At 42.8% G+C, this 19,364-nt stretch carries 11 protein-coding genes; 10 read left to right on the top strand and 1 reads right to left on the bottom strand.

All coding sequences use genetic code 11. From position 1 onward, the window contains the following. Positions 1-38 precede the first annotated feature (38 nt). The 4 genes from E7413_07395 to E7413_07380 all read left to right on the top strand — a co-directional run bounded on the left by E7413_07395 (position 39) and on the right by E7413_07380 (position 4,846). Positions 39-791 carry a triose-phosphate isomerase gene (locus E7413_07395; protein ID MBE7019682.1) on the top strand — a complete coding sequence of 251 codons (753 nt, stop codon included), beginning with the start codon at positions 39-41 and terminating at the stop codon, positions 789-791. Positions 792-1,066: 275 nt separating this feature from the next. Beyond that, positions 1,067-2,581, top strand: coding sequence for a 2,3-bisphosphoglycerate-independent phosphoglycerate mutase (locus E7413_07390; GenBank protein MBE7019681.1), 1,515 nt, complete (start codon positions 1,067-1,069; stop codon positions 2,579-2,581). 1 nt (position 2,582) lies between these two features. Then, a complete protein-coding gene (locus E7413_07385; protein ID MBE7019680.1) occupies positions 2,583-2,978 on the top strand; it encodes a GtrA family protein in 396 nt (131 codons plus the stop codon). 443 nt (positions 2,979-3,421) lie between these two features. Then, a complete protein-coding gene (locus tag E7413_07380; GenBank protein MBE7019679.1) occupies positions 3,422-4,846 on the top strand; it encodes an amidophosphoribosyltransferase in 1,425 nt (474 codons plus the stop codon). A 414-nt stretch (positions 4,847-5,260) separates the two neighbouring features. Here E7413_07380 and E7413_07375 read toward each other — a convergent pair whose 3' ends face one another. Beyond that, entirely contained in the window at positions 5,261-7,333 is a 2,073-nt protein-coding gene (locus E7413_07375; protein ID MBE7019678.1) for an elongation factor G, read from the bottom strand. A 575-nt stretch (positions 7,334-7,908) separates the two neighbouring features. On the opposite strand from E7413_07375, the gene rpoB reads away from it, so the two are divergent. The 6 genes from rpoB to fusA all read left to right on the top strand — a co-directional run bounded on the left by rpoB (position 7,909) and on the right by fusA (position 19,333). After that, a complete protein-coding gene (rpoB, locus tag E7413_07370) occupies positions 7,909-11,805 on the top strand; it encodes a DNA-directed RNA polymerase subunit beta (GenBank protein ID MBE7019677.1) in 3,897 nt (1,298 codons plus the stop codon). A 102-nt stretch (positions 11,806-11,907) separates the two neighbouring features. Further along, positions 11,908-15,489 carry a DNA-directed RNA polymerase subunit beta' gene (rpoC, locus tag E7413_07365; protein ID MBE7019676.1) on the top strand — a complete coding sequence of 1,194 codons (3,582 nt, stop codon included), beginning with the start codon at positions 11,908-11,910 and terminating at the stop codon, positions 15,487-15,489. Positions 15,490-15,647: 158 nt separating this feature from the next. Then, complete coding sequence (locus tag E7413_07360) at positions 15,648-15,893, top strand: 50S ribosomal protein L7ae-like protein (GenBank protein ID MBE7019675.1); 246 nt, start codon at positions 15,648-15,650, stop codon at positions 15,891-15,893. A gap of 163 nt (positions 15,894-16,056) precedes the next feature. Continuing rightward, positions 16,057-16,479 carry a 30S ribosomal protein S12 gene (locus tag E7413_07355; protein ID MBE7019674.1) on the top strand — a complete coding sequence of 141 codons (423 nt, stop codon included), beginning with the start codon at positions 16,057-16,059 and terminating at the stop codon, positions 16,477-16,479. 207 nt (positions 16,480-16,686) lie between these two features. Continuing rightward, entirely contained in the window at positions 16,687-17,157 is a 471-nt protein-coding gene (rpsG, locus tag E7413_07350; GenBank protein MBE7019673.1) for a 30S ribosomal protein S7, read from the top strand. An 85-nt stretch (positions 17,158-17,242) separates the two neighbouring features. Continuing rightward, on the top strand, positions 17,243-19,333 hold the full coding sequence (fusA, locus tag E7413_07345; GenBank protein MBE7019672.1) for an elongation factor G: 2,091 nt from the start codon (positions 17,243-17,245) through the stop codon (positions 19,331-19,333). Positions 19,334-19,364: the final 31 nt, after the last annotated feature.

The following is a 19,364-nucleotide window of genomic DNA, read 5'->3' as shown; positions in this document are numbered from 1 at the left end:
TGCGTATAGCATAATTTATAGAAAGTGAGATTTATACAATGAGAACTAAATTAATTGCAGGCAACTGGAAAATGAATAAAAAACCCTCCGAAACCGCAGAACTGATCAACTCCTTTAAAGGTGCAGTTGACGGTGCAAACTGTGACGTTTTGGCTTGCGTTCCCTTCGTTTGTATTGCAAACGCAGTGGAAGCTGCAAAAGGCACCAAATTAAACATCGGTGCACAGAATCTGCATTTTATGGAAAGCGGTGCATACACCGGTGAAGTTAGCGCAGATATGTTATTAGACTTAGGTGTTACCTATGTTGTTATCGGTCACTCCGAAAGAAGAGAATACTTTGCAGAAACCGATGAAACCGTTAACAAAAAAACCATCAAAGCATTAGAAAAAAACATCATCCCCGTTGTTTGCGTGGGTGAAAAATTAGAAGACCGTGAAAAAGGTATCACCAACGATTTGATTAAAGATCAGGTTATCAAAGCTTTCGCTGGTATTTCTGCTGACGATGCGAAAAAAGTGGTTGTTGCTTACGAACCCATCTGGGCAATCGGTACCGGCAAAACCGCAACTGACGAACAGGCAGAAGAAGTTTGTGCATTCATCCGCGCATGTTTAGCTGACCTGTATTCCGCTGACGTTGCTGACGTTATCAAAATCTTATACGGCGGCAGCATGAATGCGAAAAATGCAGCAGGTTTACTGGCTATGCCCAACATTGACGGCGGTTTAATCGGCGGTGCTTCCTTAAAAGGCGAAGATTTTACTACTATCATCAACGCTTGTAAGTAAGACATCAGAAAATTGAACTCGTATTCGGTTTCTGTGAGTAAATTTTACGCAATAGTGCGTTAAAATGCTCGCAAATACACAAAGTATTTGCTGTGCTTTTGCCTTCTCTTGCGAAAAATTTCCATCTCAGAAACGGCGGGTGCCCCCTATCGGGCGAATGTCGCTCAATTATCTGATGTCCGCATCAGAAGACGAAACATATTTGTAAACAATCCAAGAAAATGGCAAGTGATATCAAAAAACACTTGCCATTTTCCAAGAGAAAGGAAAACGGTATGAAAAAACCTATCGCATTACTGATTATGGACGGTTACGGCTACAACCCCGAAGAAAAGGGTAACGCCATCAAAGCCGTTCCCAATAAATATATCGATACCTTATTAGAAAAATATCCCAACACCTTAATTGATGCCAGCGGTATGGCAGTTGGCCTGCCCGACGGTCAGATGGGAAACTCTGAAGTTGGTCACACCAATATCGGCGCAGGAAGAATCGTATATCAGGAATTAACCCGTATCACCAAAGCCATCAAAGACGGCGATTTTTTCCAAAATGATGTTCTTTTAGCTGCAATGGAAAATTGCAAGAAGAACGGCACCGCTCTGCACTTGATGGGCTTACTGTCCGACGGTGGTGTGCATAGCCACAACACCCATTTATACGGCTTACTGGAAATGGCAAAGAAAAACGGTTTAACCGATGTGTATGTGCATTGCTTCTTAGACGGCCGTGACGTTCCTCCTTCTTCCGCAAAAGAATATTTAGCACAGTTGGAAGACGAAATGAAAAAAATCGGCGTAGGTAAAATTGCCACCATTATGGGCAGATACTACGCAATGGACAGAGACAACCGTTGGGAACGTGTGGAAAAAGCATACAGTGCTATGGTAAAAGGCGTTGGCGAAACCGCATCTTCTGCAGACGAAGCAATCACTGCATCTTATGCAAAAGAAGTGGTGGACGAGTTCGTTCTGCCCACCGTGATTGACGGTGCAAAAACCATTTCCGAAAATGACAGCGTGATTTTCTTTAACTTCCGTCCCGACAGAGCAAGAGAAATCACCCGTACCTTTGTGGATGAAGATTTTTCAGGATTTGACAGAACCTTCTTCCCCTTATTCTACGTTTGTATGACCCAGTACGATGCAACTATGCCCAACGTATCTGTTGCATATAAACCCCAGAGCTTAAAAAATACTTTTGGGGAATATATTTCCGATAAAGGTTTAAAACAGTTAAGAATTGCGGAAACCGAAAAATATGCACACGTTACCTTCTTCTTTAACGGCGGCGTGGAAGCAGAATTTGACGGTGAAGACAGAGCCTTAATTGCATCTCCCAAAGTTGCAACTTATGACCTGCAGCCTGAAATGTCTGCATACGAAGTAAAAGACGAAGTGTTAAACCGCATCAATTCCGACAAATACGATGTAATCATCTTAAACTATGCAAACTGCGATATGGTTGGTCACACCGGTGTGTTTGATGCAGCAACCGCAGCAGTAAAAGCAGTGGACGAATGTATGAAAGAAACTGTGGAAGCGGTATTGGCAAAAGGAGGTATCGCGGTGATTACTGCAGACCACGGTAATGCAGACTTAATGTTCTCCGACGAAGAAGGCATCGTAACTGCACACACCACCAATGCAGTGCCCTTTATCATTTGCGGAGCAGGGGATTTAAAACTGTCTGAAGGCGGATGCTTAGCAGACGTTTGCCCCACCATGCTGGAACTGATGGAACTGCCCCAGCCGGAAGAAATGACCGGTAAATCCTTGATTGTAAAGTAAGATGAAAATTTTAGAAAAAATAAAAAATCTTTTCTTAAAAAAGGATTTTATCATCTTTGTGGCAATCGGCGTGATAAACACGTTAACCACCATTGTACTGTCCGCATTGCTGGCAGGGTTACTGGGGGTAAATGTTGCCTATGTGGTGGGATATCTTGCAGGTTTTCTGGTATCCTATCTGTTAAACAGCCACTTCACCTTTTGTGAAAAACTTGCATGGGGAAAATTGATAAAATATGCCATTGCAACCGTTCCCAACTTTTTAATTCAGAATGGCGTGGTCTTTATCGTTTATAACCTTCTGGGATGGCACAACATCATTGCATCTGTGTTAGCGGCGGCAATCGGCGTACCTGTCACATTTTTGCTCCAGAAGTTTTTCACATTTAAAAAGTAAAAACAGCGCAGACCGCAAGAATCTCTTGCTATCAACAAACCTCGTCGCTCGCTGTACCTTTGTACAGCTTCGGATAACCCGCGAATCTTTTCGTCTTCGCGGCTCGGTTTGTTAATTCTGCATCATTTTTTTCTTTTTAACAAATGTATCAATCAACGAAAAAACTCGCAAAAATATTTTTGCGAGTTTTTTATTGTGAATACAACAAGGTTCCGGGGCAACCGACCGCAATCTTTGATTGCGTCATCGGGTCGGGTTCTTATTTTAAGAATTGTCTGTTTTTCCTAAAAAACATCGGAGAAATTACCAAAGATTCGTGGGTGTTTTTTTGGAAATAGGGTTGCAATTTTAAAAAAAATCGTATATAATACAAGTATCGTATGATAATATGCGGTATTTTTTTAAAAGTTGAGCAAATCTGAATAAAAAAGGAGATTTAAAATATGGGTGGAATTTTTGGCGTAGCATCCAAATCGGATTGCGTACTGGACTTATTTTTCGGCACCGACTACCATTCTCACTTAGGCACCAAACGCGGCGGACTTGCCGTTTTGGGCAAAAACGGTTTCAACAGAGCCATTCATAACATTGAAAACTCTCCTTTCCGTATTAAATTCGGTCGTGACTTAGAAGAAATGGAAGGAAATTTCGGCATCGGTTGTATTTCCGACACCGACCCTCAGCCCTTAATTGTCCGCAGTCACTTAGGCAATTTTGCCATCACCACCGTGGGCAGAATCAACAACACCGATGAATTGGTAAAACTGGCGTTCTCCAAAGGGAATCCTCATTTCCTGGAAATGAGCGGCGGTCAGATTAACCAGACTGAGCTGGTGGCTTCTTTAATCAACCAGTGCGATTCCATTGTGGAAGGGATTCGTTTTGCACAGGAAAAAATCGAAGGCTCCATGTCTATGCTGGTGCTGACTACCAAAGGCATCTATGCAGCTCGTGACCGTGTGGGCAGAACTCCTTTAATCATCGGAAAAAAAGACGGTGCACGCTGTGTCACCTTTGAAAGCTTTGCTTATTTTAACTTAGGATATACCAAAGAAAAAGAATTGGGACCCGGCGAAATCGTCCTGGTTACTCCCGACGGTATTCAAACCTTACAAGCACCCGGCGAAGAAATGAAAATCTGTAGCTTCTTATGGGTATATTTTGGTTATCCCACCTCCACCTACGAAGGGGTAAACGTGGAACAGATGCGTTATAAATGCGGGGAACTTCTTGCCAAGCGTGACGATGTGCAGGCACATATGGTAGCAGGGGTACCCGATTCGGGAACTCCCCACGCCATCGGTTATGCCAACCAATCTGAAATTCCCTTTGCAAGACCCTTCATTAAATACACTCCCACCTGGGCGCGTTCCTTTATGCCTCAGGTGCAGACCGAACGAAACAAAATTGCAAAAATGAAGCTGATTCCCGTGGAAGAACTGATCCGCAACAAAGATATGGTGTTAATTGACGACTCCATCGTTCGTGGCACTCAGCTTCGGGAAACTGCCGACTTCTTATATCAAAGAGGTGCCAAACAGGTTCATATCCGTCCTGCTTGTCCTCCCATTATGTTTGGTTGTAAATATCTGAATTTCTCCCGTTCCGGCTCCGATATGGACTTAATTGCCCGCCGTATGATTGCTTTAAGAGAAGGCGACAACGTGGATGAAAAAACAATGGAAACCTACACTAACCCCGACCACGATAACTACAAAGAAATGGTGGAAGCCATCCGCAAAGAAATGGGCTTCACCACTCTGAGATATCATCGCCTGGATGATATGGTGGAATCTATCGGTTTAGACAAATGTAAGGTTTGCACATATTGTTGGGACGGCAAAGAATGTCCCGGGAAGTGTAAGTAAAAATGGCGCCAAATGAATGAATCGTCCCGCTCGCAGTATAAAATATACAGCTTCGGGTCCGATTTCTCCATTTTGCATCCATTTTTCCGTTACACTTAATGTGTGATGTAAGAGATATCTTCCTTGCCTTCCTCTGATGAGGAAGGTGGCTTTTGCAAAGCAAAAGACGGAAGGAGAGATAACGAAAAGTTACAGAAAAATTCTATACTATATTATAGTAACAAAACACCCGTCCGAAATCGGACGGGTGTTTTGTCTTTTGGTACTGAATCTTGGTAAGTTGTTGGGCTAAGAAATTTTGATGCAGAATGAACGAAACAAAGGCGAAGCCCATAAGCCCGAAGGCGTACAAAGGTACGTCGAGGGTTTGTTTCGTTCATAATAAAATGTTCTGCGCAAAATTGATTGTCCAAATTAGTCTTCTTCGGAACGTACGAACTTACTGTCTGCGATAACTTTTTCAGCCACGTTTGCAGGAGCTTCTTCGTAACGAACAAAGTCAAATTCAAATTTACCTCTGCCCTGAGTCATGGAGCGCAGGTCAGTGGAGTATTTTGCCATTTCGGAAATGGGCACTTCTGCATCAATTTCCTGAAGCTTGGAGTTTACGGGAGTCATACCCATAATACGTCCGCGGCGTTTGTTGATATCACCGATAACGTCACCCATGTAATCGTTGGGAACGATAACCTTTAAGGAACCAATGGGTTCTAAGATGCAGGGCATTGCATCAGCTAAGCCTTTCATATATGCTTTATGAGCAGCCATCTTGAACGCCATTTCAGAAGAGTCAACGGGATGGTAAGAGCCGTCAAACAGAGTCGCTTTCAAGCCAACCACAGGATAACCTGCCAGCACGCCGTGTAAGATACTTTCTCTTAACCCTTTTTCCACAGCGGGGAAGTAGTTTTTGGGAACGGCACCGCCCACAACTCTTTCGCCAAAGATTAAATCGTCTTCTTCGTGGGGTTCAAATTCAATCCAGCAATGACCGAACTGACCGTGACCGCCGGACTGTTTTTTATGTTTTCCTTCCGCGGAAACTTTACGTTTGATTTTTTCGCGGTAGGGAACAATGGGTTCCTGCAACGTAAAGTCAACACCAAATCTGGTTTTTAATTTGCTCTGGATCACTTCCAAATGTTGTTCGCCCACGCCACATAAGATAAACTGACGGGTTTCTGCATCATTATAATAGCTGATGGTGGGATCTTCTTCACGGAGTTTGGAAAGACCGGAACCGATTTTTTCTTCGTCTCCTTTTTCTTTGGAGATGATAGCCATCTTCACGTGAGGAGTGGGTAATTTAATTTTCTTAACTTCTAATTTATCGTTTTTAGCAGCCAAAGTGTCGCCGGTTTTGGTAACGGCAAGTTTTGCCACACAACCGATATCCCCTGCGATCAACTCTTTGGTTTCTACTTGTTTTTTACCTTTGGGTAAGTACAGTTTGCCGATTTTTTCTTCTTTATCACGTGTGATATTATATAAGGTGGTATCGGCAGTCAATTTACCGGATAATACTTTAAAGATAGAAAGTTTTCCGATAAAGGGGTCGGAAATGGTTTTAAATACGAATAATCTGGTGGGATCAGATTCTTTCATTTCTAAAACAACTTCTTCTTCCGTATCTAAGTTGATAGCTTTTTCAGGTTTTGCTTCATCGGGAGAGGGGAAATAGTCTTTAATTGCATTCAATAACCCTTTGATACCGATGTCATGGGTACTGGAACCAAACATAACGGGAGTGATTTCACAGTTTTCCACACCTTTTCTAACGGCAGTTAAAATTTCTTCGGAAGTAAATTCTTCGCCGGAGAAATATTTTTCCATCAAAGCTTCATCGGTTTCTGCGATTGCTTCAAACATCTGGTCTTTGATATCTGCACAAGCAGCTCTCATAGGATCGGTAATCGGAATGTTTTCTTTGGTGGTAAAGTCTCTTGCACGGTCGTGAATCAAATCCACATAACCGGTTACGAAATTATCAACTTTTAAGGGTACATAGAAAGGAGCAACGGATTTACCGAATACTTCTTTTAACTGATTTACCACCTGTGTGTAGTTTGCGTGTTCATCATCAATATCGTTGATGTAAATAATTTTGGGCATGTTTTTTCGTTCTGCGTAGTCCCATGCATTTTCAGAACCAACGCCAACGCCGGATTTACCGCTTACCAAAATTACCACTGCATCTGCAGCACGAAGACCGCAAGCCAATTCACCTTCAAAATCGAAGAATCCGGGAGTATCTATAATATTAATTTTCGTATCTTTCCATTCGCCGCTGGAAATTGCAGTAGAGATTGAAATACCGCGTTTGATTTCTTCCGGGTTATAGTCCATTACGGTGTTACCGTCCACAATTTTACCCAGTCTGTCAATTTCCTTCATATTAAGAAGCATAGCTTCTGCCAATGCGGTTTTTCCGCAGCCGCCGTGTGCTGCCAATGCGATGTTTCTGATGTTTTTTACATTGTAGTCCAAATGAACTCATCCTCTCTTTTTTGGTCTTTTTGCAATCCAATAAAATACAAAATTCAAATCCCGCAGGAAATCGGTCTTTGCTCTCATCCAAAAATATGCGTATTCTTTCGCTTTGATGCCAAGCATCGGTGGAGGCGAAAGCCGATTTGGTTGGGGAGAAACGGTATTTGATTGATGATAGTTTTATTATACAATATCCGTTTGAAAAAATCAACTGAAATTTGTACGATATTTTTCTGTTTTTTTGTGCAACTTTAACAAATTTTGTTTTCAGGATAAAAAAAAGAGTTTCACAATCGAAAAAAATTTGAAAAAAAGGGTTGACAATCTTGACTTTTAATGATAATATGGTATAACCGCATTTTAATGGAAAAGTGTTCCTATTTATAAGTATATTTTACAAGATATTCTTAGAATATCAGGTGAAATAACTGGCAATTGTGCACGAAAACATCGGTCGGTCCTAAAGAAAAAGCGAAAGTGATTTCTGCAGGAATCGGTGGTTTCCATGAGGTAAATTTTTAGAAGAGGTGATTTTTGTGGTACATCCGGTCCGCTACGGCAATGTAGAGAGAATGAATTACTCCAAAATCGAAAACGTTCTGGAATTCCCCAATCTGATTGAAATTCAGAAGGATTCTTATGAATGGTTTATTAACCAGGGCATAAGAGATGTGTTTGAGAGCGTTTCCCCGATTGTGGATCATATGGACAAATACGTGCTGGAATTTGTTGACTACAGATTCGATGACAAGCCGAAGTACTCCGTTGCAGAGTCTAAGAAGAGAGAATCTACCTATTCCGTACCCCTTCGCGTGTTGATGAGATTAATCAACAAGGAAACAGGCGAAGTGAAGGAACAGGAAATTTACATGGGCGAATTTCCGAAAATGACCGATTCCGGTACCTTTATCATTAACGGTGCCGAACGTGTTATCGTTAGCCAGGTTGTGCGTTCTCCCAGCATCTATTTTGAAATGCAGAGAGACAAATCCGGGAAAGAACTCTATCTTTCTACCATGATTCCCAACCGTGGTGCGTGGATTGAATTTGAAACCGATTCCAACGATGTGTTATCTGTTCGTATTGACAGAACCAGAAAACTGGTTGCCACCATCCTTTTAAAAGCACTTGGTTATGCAACCAATCATGAGATTGCTGAACTCTTTGACCATGATCCGTTAATCGTGAACACTTTAGAAAAAGACCCGGCGAAAAACACCGAAGAAGCAATCATCAAGATTTATGAAAAATTAAGACCCGGTGAACCCGCTTCCTTTGAAAATGCGAAAAAACTGATTTTAGATTTACTGTCTGACCCCAAACGTTATGATATTGCGAGAGTGGGCAGATATAAATTCGATAAAAAACTGTCTTACTATCTGCGTGTTTGTGGCAGAGTATTGGCAAGAGATGTTGTTTGCCCTGAAACCGGTGAAATTTTAGGCTCCGCAGGTGACTTAATCACCGACGAAATGGCGAAGGAATTTGACCGTTCTCCCGTAAACGCTGTTTACTTAAAATTGGATGACGGTTCCGAACTGAAGGTAATCTCCAACAACACCTGTGATATTACCTATTTCTTCCCCAAGGCAGACACCAAAATTATCAACGAAAAAGTTCATTACGGACTGTTAAAACCCATTTTGGATTCTGATTTGTCTGACGAAGAAAAATTGCAGGAAGTTTACCGTCAGAAAACCACTTTGATTACCAGAACCGTTACCACTGATGATATCGTGGGTACCGTAAGCTATCACATTTGTATCGCAAAAGGCGTTGGTACCACCGATGATATTGACCATTTGGGTAACCGTAGAATCCGTTCTGTGGGCGAACTGCTCCAGAACCAGGTAAGAGTTGGTTTGGCAAGACTGGAACGTGTGGTTCGTGAAAGAATGACCGTTCAGCAGGAAACCGACATCTTAACTCCCCAGACTTTAGTAAACGTACGTCCCGTATATGCGGCAATGAAAGAATTCTTCGGAAGCTCTCAGCTGTCTCAGTTCATGGACCAGACCAACCCCTTGGCAGAGTTAACTCATAAGAGAAGACTTTCTGCATTAGGTCCCGGCGGTTTGTCCAGAGACCGTGCTGGTTTCGAAGTGCGTGACGTTCACCATTCTCATTACGGCAGAATGTGTCCCATTGAAACCCCTGAAGGACCCAACATCGGTCTGATCAACTGTCTGTCCACTTATGCAAAAGTGAACGAATACGGTTTTATGGAATCTCCCTACCGTAAAATTGATAAGAAAAAGAAAAAAATTACCAACATCGTTGAATACTTAACCGCAGATGTGGAAGATAACTACATCATTGCGCAGGCTACCGAACCTCTTGATGAAAACGGTTATTTTGTAAACGAAAAGGTAACTGCAAGATTCAGAGAAAACATCATCGAAGTAGACCGTGACCGCGTTGACTATATGGACGTTTCTCCTAAACAGCTGGTATCTGTTGCAACTGCAATGATTCCCTTCCTGGAAAACGATGACGCGAACCGTGCGCTGATGGGTTCCAACATGCAGAGACAGGCTGTTCCGCTGTTAAAACCCGATAGCCCCATTGTAGGTACCGGTATGGAATACAATGCAGCTGTTGACTCCGGTGTTGTAGTTGTGGCACAGGAAGACGGTATTGTTACCTCCGTAGACGGTGATCACGTTGTGGTAAAAACCGACGAAGGAGAAGAAAAGAACTACGAACTCATTAAGTTCAAACGTTCCAACCAGAGTACCTGTTTAAACCAGCGTCCTGTTGTTGCTACCGGTGACAGAGTGACCAAAGGAACCGTTATCGCAGACGGTCCTTCCACCGACCACGGTGAAACTGCGCTGGGTAAAAATGCATTGATCGGCTTTATGACCTGGGAAGGTTATAACTACGAAGATGCTATCTTAATTAACGAAAGACTCATCAGAGATGACGTATATACTTCCATTCATATTGAAAAATATGAAATTGAAGCAAGGGATACCAAACTTGGTCCTGAAGAAATCACCAGAGATATTCCCAATGTTGGGGAAGATGCTTTAAAAGATCTGGACGAAAGAGGTATCATCCGCATTGGTGCCGAAGTAAAACCCGGTGACGTGTTAGTTGGTAAAGTTTCTCCCAAGGGTGAAACCGAGCTGACCAGTGAAGAACGTCTGCTTCGTGCAATCTTCGGTGAAAAAGCAAGAGAAGTGAGAGATACTTCCTTAAGAGTACCTCACGGCGAATGCGGTACCATTATTGACGTTAACGTATTTACCCGTGAAAACGGTGACGAAATGTCTCCCGGTGTTAATATGATTGTCCGTGTCAACATCGCCCAGAAGAGAAAAATCTCCGTTGGGGATAAAATGGCGGGTCGTCACGGTAACAAAGGGGTTATTTCCAGAGTGCTTCCCGAAGAAGATATGCCTTTCTTACCCGACGGAAGACCGCTGGATATCGTGTTGAATCCCTTGGGCGTACCTTCCCGTATGAACATCGGTCAGGTATTGGAAGTGCATTTGGGCTATGCAGCAAAAGCGTTGGGCTGGAAGATTGCAACTCCTGTATTTGACGGTGCGGTGGAAGAAGATATCGTAGCTGCATTTGAGCAGGCAGGTATCGGTTATAATGAAGAACTGTTGCCTGAATACGAACAGAGAGAAGCTCAGTTCCGTCAGGAAAAAGAAGCATTCGAAAAAGCAAAAGCAAATATGTCTCCGGAAGAATTCAAAGAAGCAGAAATGGAAATTATGCTGAAGGAGACTGAATTAAAAGAATTCAAAGGCAAGGTTTATGACGGGAAAACCGTTTTATACGACGGTAGAACCGGGGAACCCTTCGACAACCGTGTAACTGTTGGTTATATGTATTACCTGAAGTTGCATCACTTGGTTGACGATAAGATTCATGCCCGTTCCACCGGTCCCTATTCCTTGGTAACTCAGCAGCCTCTGGGCGGTAAAGCTCAGTTCGGCGGTCAGAGATTCGGGGAAATGGAAGTTTGGGCGCTGGAAGCATACGGCGCTGCACACACCTTGCAGGAAATCCTTACCGTGAAGTCCGACGATATTGTGGGACGTGTGAAGACTTACGAGTCTATCGTTCGCGGTGTGAATGTTCCCAAGCCGGGCGTACCGGAATCCTTTAAAGTATTGATCAAGGAACTTCAGTCCTTAGGTCTGAATATGAAGGTGTATGATAAAGATAATGAAGAAATCAATCTGAAAGACACCTACAATGATGATGACACTCATCCGATCAGACAGATTGAGAACGAAGACGACTTGATTCAGTATGCGGAACGAAACGACTTCGCAAAAGAAGACGAGGATGAGGATGACGATTTAATCGAGGTAACCGATTTACCCGAAGATGACCATCTGATTCCCGAAGACGAATCCGACTTTATTGAGGACGATGAAGATATCGACACCATTTTAGCAGAACACGAAGAAAGCATTGATGATATTTTAGACGATATTGAATCGTAATGACTTTACCTGTCCCCGAGGACTTTTCTTCGGGGCAGGTGCTTACATGATTACAGGAAAATCGGGTAAAACTTTAGTAAAGGATGAGAGTCAATGTCAAATATGGAATTAAATACAAGCGAAGTAAAAAAAGACACCAAAGTAGAATTCAACAGCTTTGAGTCCATCAAGGTTGGTTTGTGTTCTCCCGAGGATGTGTTGGAATGGTCTTACGGGGAAGTAAAAAAACCCGAAACCATTAACTACAGAACTCAGAAACCGGAAAAAGACGGTTTATTCTGTGAAAGAATCTTTGGCCCCACCAGAGACTGGGAATGTCACTGCGGTAAGTACAAAAGAATTCGTTATAAAGGCGTAGTTTGTGACCGTTGTGGCGTTGAGGTAACCAAATCCAAAGTAAGACGTGAAAGAATGGGTCATATTACCTTAGCAACTCCCGTTTCTCACATCTGGTACTTTAAAGGTATTCCCTCCAGAATGGGACTTTTACTGGATATCTCCCCCAAATATTTAGAAAACGTATTATATTTTGCATCTTATATCGTTACCGACCCCGGTAAAAACACCGATCTGCAGTTAAACCAGATTCTGTCTAATGCAGAATATCAGGAAGCCAGAGAAAAATACGGTGATAAATTCCAGGCAGGTATGGGTGCAGAAGCAGTTCAGACGCTGCTTCGCAACTTAGATTTAGATAAATTATCTCAGGAATTAAAAGACGAAATCGCTTCCACCACCGGTCAGGGTCAGAAGCGTACCAAACAGATGAAACGTCTGGAAGCAGTGGAATCTTTCCGTCTGTCTGGCAACAAGCCCGAATGGATGATTTTGGAAGTTCTGCCTGTAATTCCGCCTGATTTAAGACCCATGGTGCAGTTAGACGGCGGCAGATTTGCAGCGTCGGACTTAAACGATTTATACAGACGTGTTATCAATCGTAATAACCGTCTGAAAAAACTGTTGGAATTAAATGCACCTGAAATTATCGTTAGAAACGAAAAGAGAATGCTTCAGGAAGCGGTTGATGCCTTGATTGATAACGGCCGTCGCGGTAAACCCGTAACCGGTCCCGGCAACCGTCCCTTAAAATCTCTTTCCGATTTATTAAAAGGGAAACAAGGTCGTTTCCGTCAGAACTTACTGGGTAAACGTGTTGACTATTCTGGCCGTTCCGTTATCGTTGTTGGCCCCGAACTGAAAATTTATCAGTGTGGTCTGCCCAAAGAAATGGCGCTGGAACTGTTTAAACCCTTCGTTATGAAACGTTTGCACGATTCCGGTAAAGCACACAATATCAAATCTGCAAAGAGAATGGTAGAACGTGTGAATGACGAAGTGTGGGATATTTTAGCAGAGGTTATCAAAGAACATCCCGTTCTGTTAAACCGTGCGCCCACTCTGCATAGATTAGGTATCCAGGCGTTTGAACCCGTTCTGGTAGACGGCAAAGCAATCCGTCTGCATCCGCTGGTATGTACCGCATACAACGCGGACTTCGACGGTGACCAGATGGCTGTTCACGTTCCCTTGTCTGCAGAAGCTCAGGCAGAAGCAAGATTCTTAATGCTCTCTGCAAACAACCTGTTAAAACCTCAGGACGGTAAACCTGTTACCGTTCCTACTCAGGATATGATTTTAGGTAGCTATTACCTGACTATCGTGAATGAAGATGAACCCGGTGTGGGCAAAGCATTCTCCAGCTTCGATGAAGCTATGCTGGCTTATGAAAACGGCGTAGTTGGTCTGCATGCACCCATCAAGGTAAGAAGCACCAAAGAAATCGACGGCAAAACCTATTCCAAAGTGCTGGATGTAACCGTGGGAAGAATCATCTTCAACAGCTACATTCCTCAGGATTTAGGCTTTGTGGACAGAACCAGCGAAGACACTATTTTAGACTTAGAAGTTCAGTTCAATGCCGATAAGAAAGCACTGGGTAAAATCATTGAAAAATGTATTGAAGTTCACGGTATCACCGAAACTGCTGTAGTGTTGGACGATATCAAAGCAAACGGTTACAAATACTCTACTCGCGGTGCAATCACCGTTGGTGTTGCCGATATGGAAGTTCCCATTACCAAATGGAAACTGATTCATGAAACTGAAGACAAAATCAAAGACGTTGAAAAGAAATTCAAACGCGGTCTGTTAACCGAAGACGACAGATACAACAAGGTAATCGACCTGTGGACTAACACCATTGACGATGTTACCGATGCGCTGATGGATAACTTAAAAGCTACCAACCCCATCTTCATGATGGCGGACTCCGGTGCCCGTGGTAGTAAGAGCCAGATTCGTCAGTTAGCAGGTATGCGTGGTCTGATGGCGGATACCTCCGGTAAAACCGTTGAAATCCCCATCCGTGCAAACTTCCGTGAAGGTCTGAACGTATTGGAATACTTCATTTCTTCTCACGGTGCTCGTAAAGGTCTTGCCGATACCGCACTTCGTACCGCTGACTCCGGTTACTTGACCAGGAGATTGGTTGACGTTTCTCAGGATGTGATCATTCGTGAAGATGATTGTGGTTCTCACGACGGTTTAGACGTGGAAGCAATCAAAGGTATCGAACCCTTACACGAAAGACTGATTGGCAGATATTTAATCAGCGACTTTGTGGATCCTGCAACCGGCGAAGTCATCTGCGATACCGATACTATGATTTCCAAAGCAAAAGCATTGGAAATTGAAAAAGTTTGCGAAGCAAACAACATCAAATCTGTTAAAATCCGTTCCGTATTGGGTTGTAAATCCAAAATCGGTGTCTGTGCAAAATGTTACGGTGCAAACCTTGCCAGCGGTTCTCCCATTTCTATCGGGGAAGCAGTTGGTATCATTGCAGCACAGTCCATCGGGGAACCCGGTACTCAGCTGACTATGAGAACCTTCCACACCGGTGGTGTTGCGGGTGGCGATATTACCCAGGGTCTTCCCAGAGTCGAAGAACTCTTCGAAGCAAGAAAACCCAAGGGCTGTACCGAAATTTCCGAACTGTCCGGTAAGGTTAGCGTTGTAACCGACCATAAGAGAGAGGTTACTGTTGTGTCCGACGAGGGCGAAGCAAAAACCTATAAAATTCCTTACGGTTCTCAGATTAAAGTTCAGGACGGCAGCTTCATTGAAGCCGGCGATCCCTTAACCGAAGGTCCCATCAATCCTCACGATGTACTCCGCATCAAAGGCAAATTCTCCGTTTGGGAATACTTGATTTCCGAAGTGCAGAGAGTATACCGTCTGCAAGGGGTTGATATCAACGATAAACATATCGAAGTAATTGTTCGTCAGATGATGAGAAAAATCCGCGTGGACGACAATGGGGATACTAACCTGTTCCCCGGTTCCTTAGTGGATATGGTAGAATTTAACGAACAGAACGAAAAAGTAAGAGCAGAGGGCGGCAAAGAAGCTGTGGGTGAAGTTACCTTGTTAGGTATTACCAAAGCATCTTTGGCAACCGATTCCTTCCTGTCTGCAGCATCCTTCCAGGAAACCACCAAGGTTTTAACCGATGCAGCAATCAAAGGAAAAACTGACCCGCTTAACGGCTTAAAAGAAAACGTTATCTTAGGTAAACTGATTCCCGCAGGTACCGGCATGCAGAAATATCAGGATACTGCATATGAAGCAGCCGTAAAAACCGTTGAGGAAGAAGAACCTGTTCTCGTAGCAGAAGAAGCGTAACGAAACATTTTATCCATCATCGGAAATCTTTTTTTGAGGATTTCCGATGATGGAATCCTATTTTTTCCTGCAAAAGAAAAAAATAAAAAAATTCATAAAGATATTGACATTTTGACTTTTTCGTGCTAATATATCATATTAGAAAGTGGTGTGTTCTTATGCTTTCGGAATTATCCGGTGAGCAAAAATTAGTTGGAATAAAACAGTGTACCAAGGCAGTGGAAGAGGGAATTGTGTCTTTGGCTTATGTGGCGAGAGATGTGGCTCCTTCTATCGTGGAACCCTTCCTACGACTGTGTTCTCATAAGAACATTCCGGTTACTGAAATTCCCACCAAAAAGGAATTGGGTGAGCTTTGCGGTATCGACGTAAAGGCATCGGTTGCAGTGGTGTTGCAGCAGTAATTTTATGAAAAATATGCAAAATTGTAAGGGGAGTAGTCTGCCCTTGCACCTATTTTTATTTGTGCCAATCCGTTTGTTTTTGCGGTTTTTCTCCCATGAAAAACTGTGAAAACAGGCAGATTGCCTGGTAGAACATTTTAATTTTAATGAAAGGAGAAACAAAATGCCTACATTTAGCCAATTAGTTAGAAAAGGCAGACAGGTAGCTGTTACCAAGTCTACTGCACCTGCTCTTCAGAAAGGTTTAAACACCTTGAAAAAGCAGGCTACCGACATTTCCTCCCCCCAGAAAAGAGGAGTATGTACAGCTGTTAAAACCATGACGCCTAAAAAACCGAACTCTGCACTCCGTAAAATTGCCAGAGTTAGACTGACCAATGGTATTGAAGTGTCTGCGTACATCCCCGGCATCGGTCATAACCTGCAGGAACATAGCGTTGTTATGATCAGAGGCGGTAGAGTAAAAGACTTACCCGGTGTTAGATATCATATCATCCGTGGTACCTTAGATACTCAGGGTGTTGCAAACAGAAATCAGTCCAGATCCAAATACGGCGCGAAAAGACCGAAAAAAGCTGCAAAATAATAAAGCTGCTTAATTTATTTGGAATGTTTATTCGTACTTTGTACGAGAACCAACTAAATAGTGCAAGTGCGAATCTTCATTATTTTTCATTATAATTAAGATGTTCGTCACCAGCACTAACAAGATAAGCCAAATGAGTGAAAAATTTGGTGAAGCTTGAGTACCCGATAAAATTTTATGATTTATCCTTAGAAAGGGGGAAGTACAGTGCCGAGAAGAGGTAATGTAGTAAAAAGAGACGTTTTACCGGATCCGTTGTACAATGATAAAATCGTAACCAGATTAATCAACAACGTTATGATCGACGGTAAAAAAGGTGTAGCCCAGAAAATTGTTTATGGTGCGTTTGAAATTGTTCAGGAAAAAACCGGAAAAGAACCCTTATCCGTGTTCTTAGAAGCAATGAACAATGTTATGCCTGTTTTAGAAGTTAAAGCAAGACGTGTGGGTGGTGCTACCTATCAGGTGCCCATCGAAGTTCGTCCTGACAGAAGACAGACTTTAGGCTTAAGATGGATCACTCTGTATTCCAGAAAACGTAGCGAAAGAACCATGAAAGAAAGACTGGCTAACGAAATCTTAGACGCTATCAACAGCACCGGCGGTGCAGTTAAGAAAAGAGACGAAATGCATAAAATGGCAGAAGCTAACAAAGCATTCTCTCATTACAGATTCTAATTTTTTATTAGCGAGTTAGTAATTTGGGCACAGCGGGAATGATTTTCCCGTTTGCCTTTACTCCAAGAAAGGAAGTGAGTAAAGCATGGCAAGAGAATTTTCTTTAGAAAAAACCAGAAATATCGGTATTATGGCTCATATCGATGCAGGTAAGACCACTACTACCGAACGTATTTTATACTATACCGGTCGTGTTCATAAAATTGGTGAAACCCACGAAGGTTCCGCAACTATGGACTGGATGGCTCAGGAACAGGAAAGAGGTATTACCATTACCTCCGCTGCTACCACTGCTCAGTGGAAAGGTCACAGAATCAACATCATCGATACTCCCGGTCACGTTGACTTCACCGTTGAAGTACAGCGTTCTTTAAGAGTATTGGACGGTTCCGTTACCGTATTCTGTGCAAAAGGCGGCGTTGAACCTCAGTCTGAAACCGTATGGAGACAGGCTGACGATTACAAAGTTCCGAGAATGGCTTATGTAAACAAGATGGATATCATGGGTGCCAACTTCTACAACGTTGTTGACATGATGAAAGACAGACTTGGCTGTAATGCTGTTCCGATTCAGTTGCCTATCGGTGCTGAAGATACCTTTGTTGGTATTATCGACCTGGTAGAAATGAATGCTCATGTATACTATGATGACATGGGTCAGGACTTAAGAATTGAAGAAATTCCTGCAGATATGAAAGACAAAGCAGAAGAATATCGCAGCAACTTATTAGAAGCTGTTGCAGAAACTTCTGAAGAGTTAATGGAAAAATATCTGGAAGGTGAAGAATTAACCGTTGCAGACATTAAAGGTGCTTTAAGACAGGGTACTCTGGATAACACCATCGTTCCTGTACTGTGCGGTACTTCTTACAGAAATAAAGGTGTACAGCTTCTGTTAGACGCTGTTATCGATTATATGCCCGCTCCGACTGATATCGAAGCAATTAAAGGTATCGATCCCGATACCGACGAACCCACCTGCAGACCTTCTTCTGACGAAGAACCTTTCTCTGCATTGGCGTTCAAGATTATGACCGACCCCTTTGTTGGTAAACTCTGCTTCTTCAGAGTTTATTCCGGTACCATCGATGCAGGTTCCACTGTATTGAACTCTACCAAAGGTCATAAAGAAAGAATCGGTAGAATTCTGCAGATGCACGCAAATCACAGACAGGATATTGAAAAAGTATATTCCGGTGATATTGCTGCTGCAGTTGGTTTGAAAAATACCACTACCGGTGACACTCTGTGTGTTGATTCTGCACCTGTTATCTTAGAATCTATGGAATTCCCGGATCCCGTTATCCGTGTAGCAATTGAACCCAAAACCAAAGCTGGTCAGGAAAAAATGGGTATCGCTTTAGCAAAACTGGCTGAAGAAGACCCCACCTTCAAAACCTACACCGATGAAGAAACCGGTCAGACCATTATCGCAGGTATGGGTGAATTACACTTAGAAATCATCGTTGACCGTCTGTTACGTGAATTCAAAGTAGAAGCTGATGTTGGTAAACCTCAGGTATCCTACAAAGAAACCATCCGTGAACAGGTTGACGTTGAACAGAAATATGCAAGACAGTCCGGTGGTAAAGGTCAGTACGGTCACTGTAAAATTATTGTTGAACCCATGGAACCCGGTTTTGGTTACGAATTTGTTAACAAAATCGTTGGTGGTGCTATTCCCAAGGAATATATCCCCGCAGTTGATGCTGGTATCCAGGGCGCAATGCAGACCGGTGTATTGGCAGGTTACAACGTTGTAGACGTTAAAGTAACTTTATACGATGGTTCTTACCACGAAGTTGACTCCTCTGAAATGGCATTTAAGATTGCCGGTTCTATGGCATTCAAAGAAGCTTGTAGAAGAGGTAAAGCTGTTCTGTTAGAACCCATTATGAAGGTTGTAGTAGTAGTACCCGAAGATTATATGGGCGACGTTATGGGTGACTTAAACTCCCGTCGTGGTCAGATCCAGGGTATGGAAGCAAGAAACGGCGGTGTTCAGAACATTACTGCACACGTTCCGCTGTCTGAAATGTTTGGTTACGCAACTGACTTACGTTCTAAAACTCAGGGTAGAGGTCAGTACACAATGGAACCCTCTCACTTCGATGAAGTGCCGAAATCCATTGCAGAAAAAATTGTTGCTACCAGAGCGAAAAAGGACGAAGAATAATCTTTATTCTTGTTAAAAAAATTATTTATAC

The organism is Oscillospiraceae bacterium (genome assembly GCA_015068645.1).
Lineage (GTDB): Bacteria > Bacillota > Clostridia > UMGS1840 > UMGS1840 > SIG452.
The sequence above is the reverse complement of the archived record's forward strand: the minus strand, read 5'-3'. Positions and strand labels throughout refer to the sequence as shown.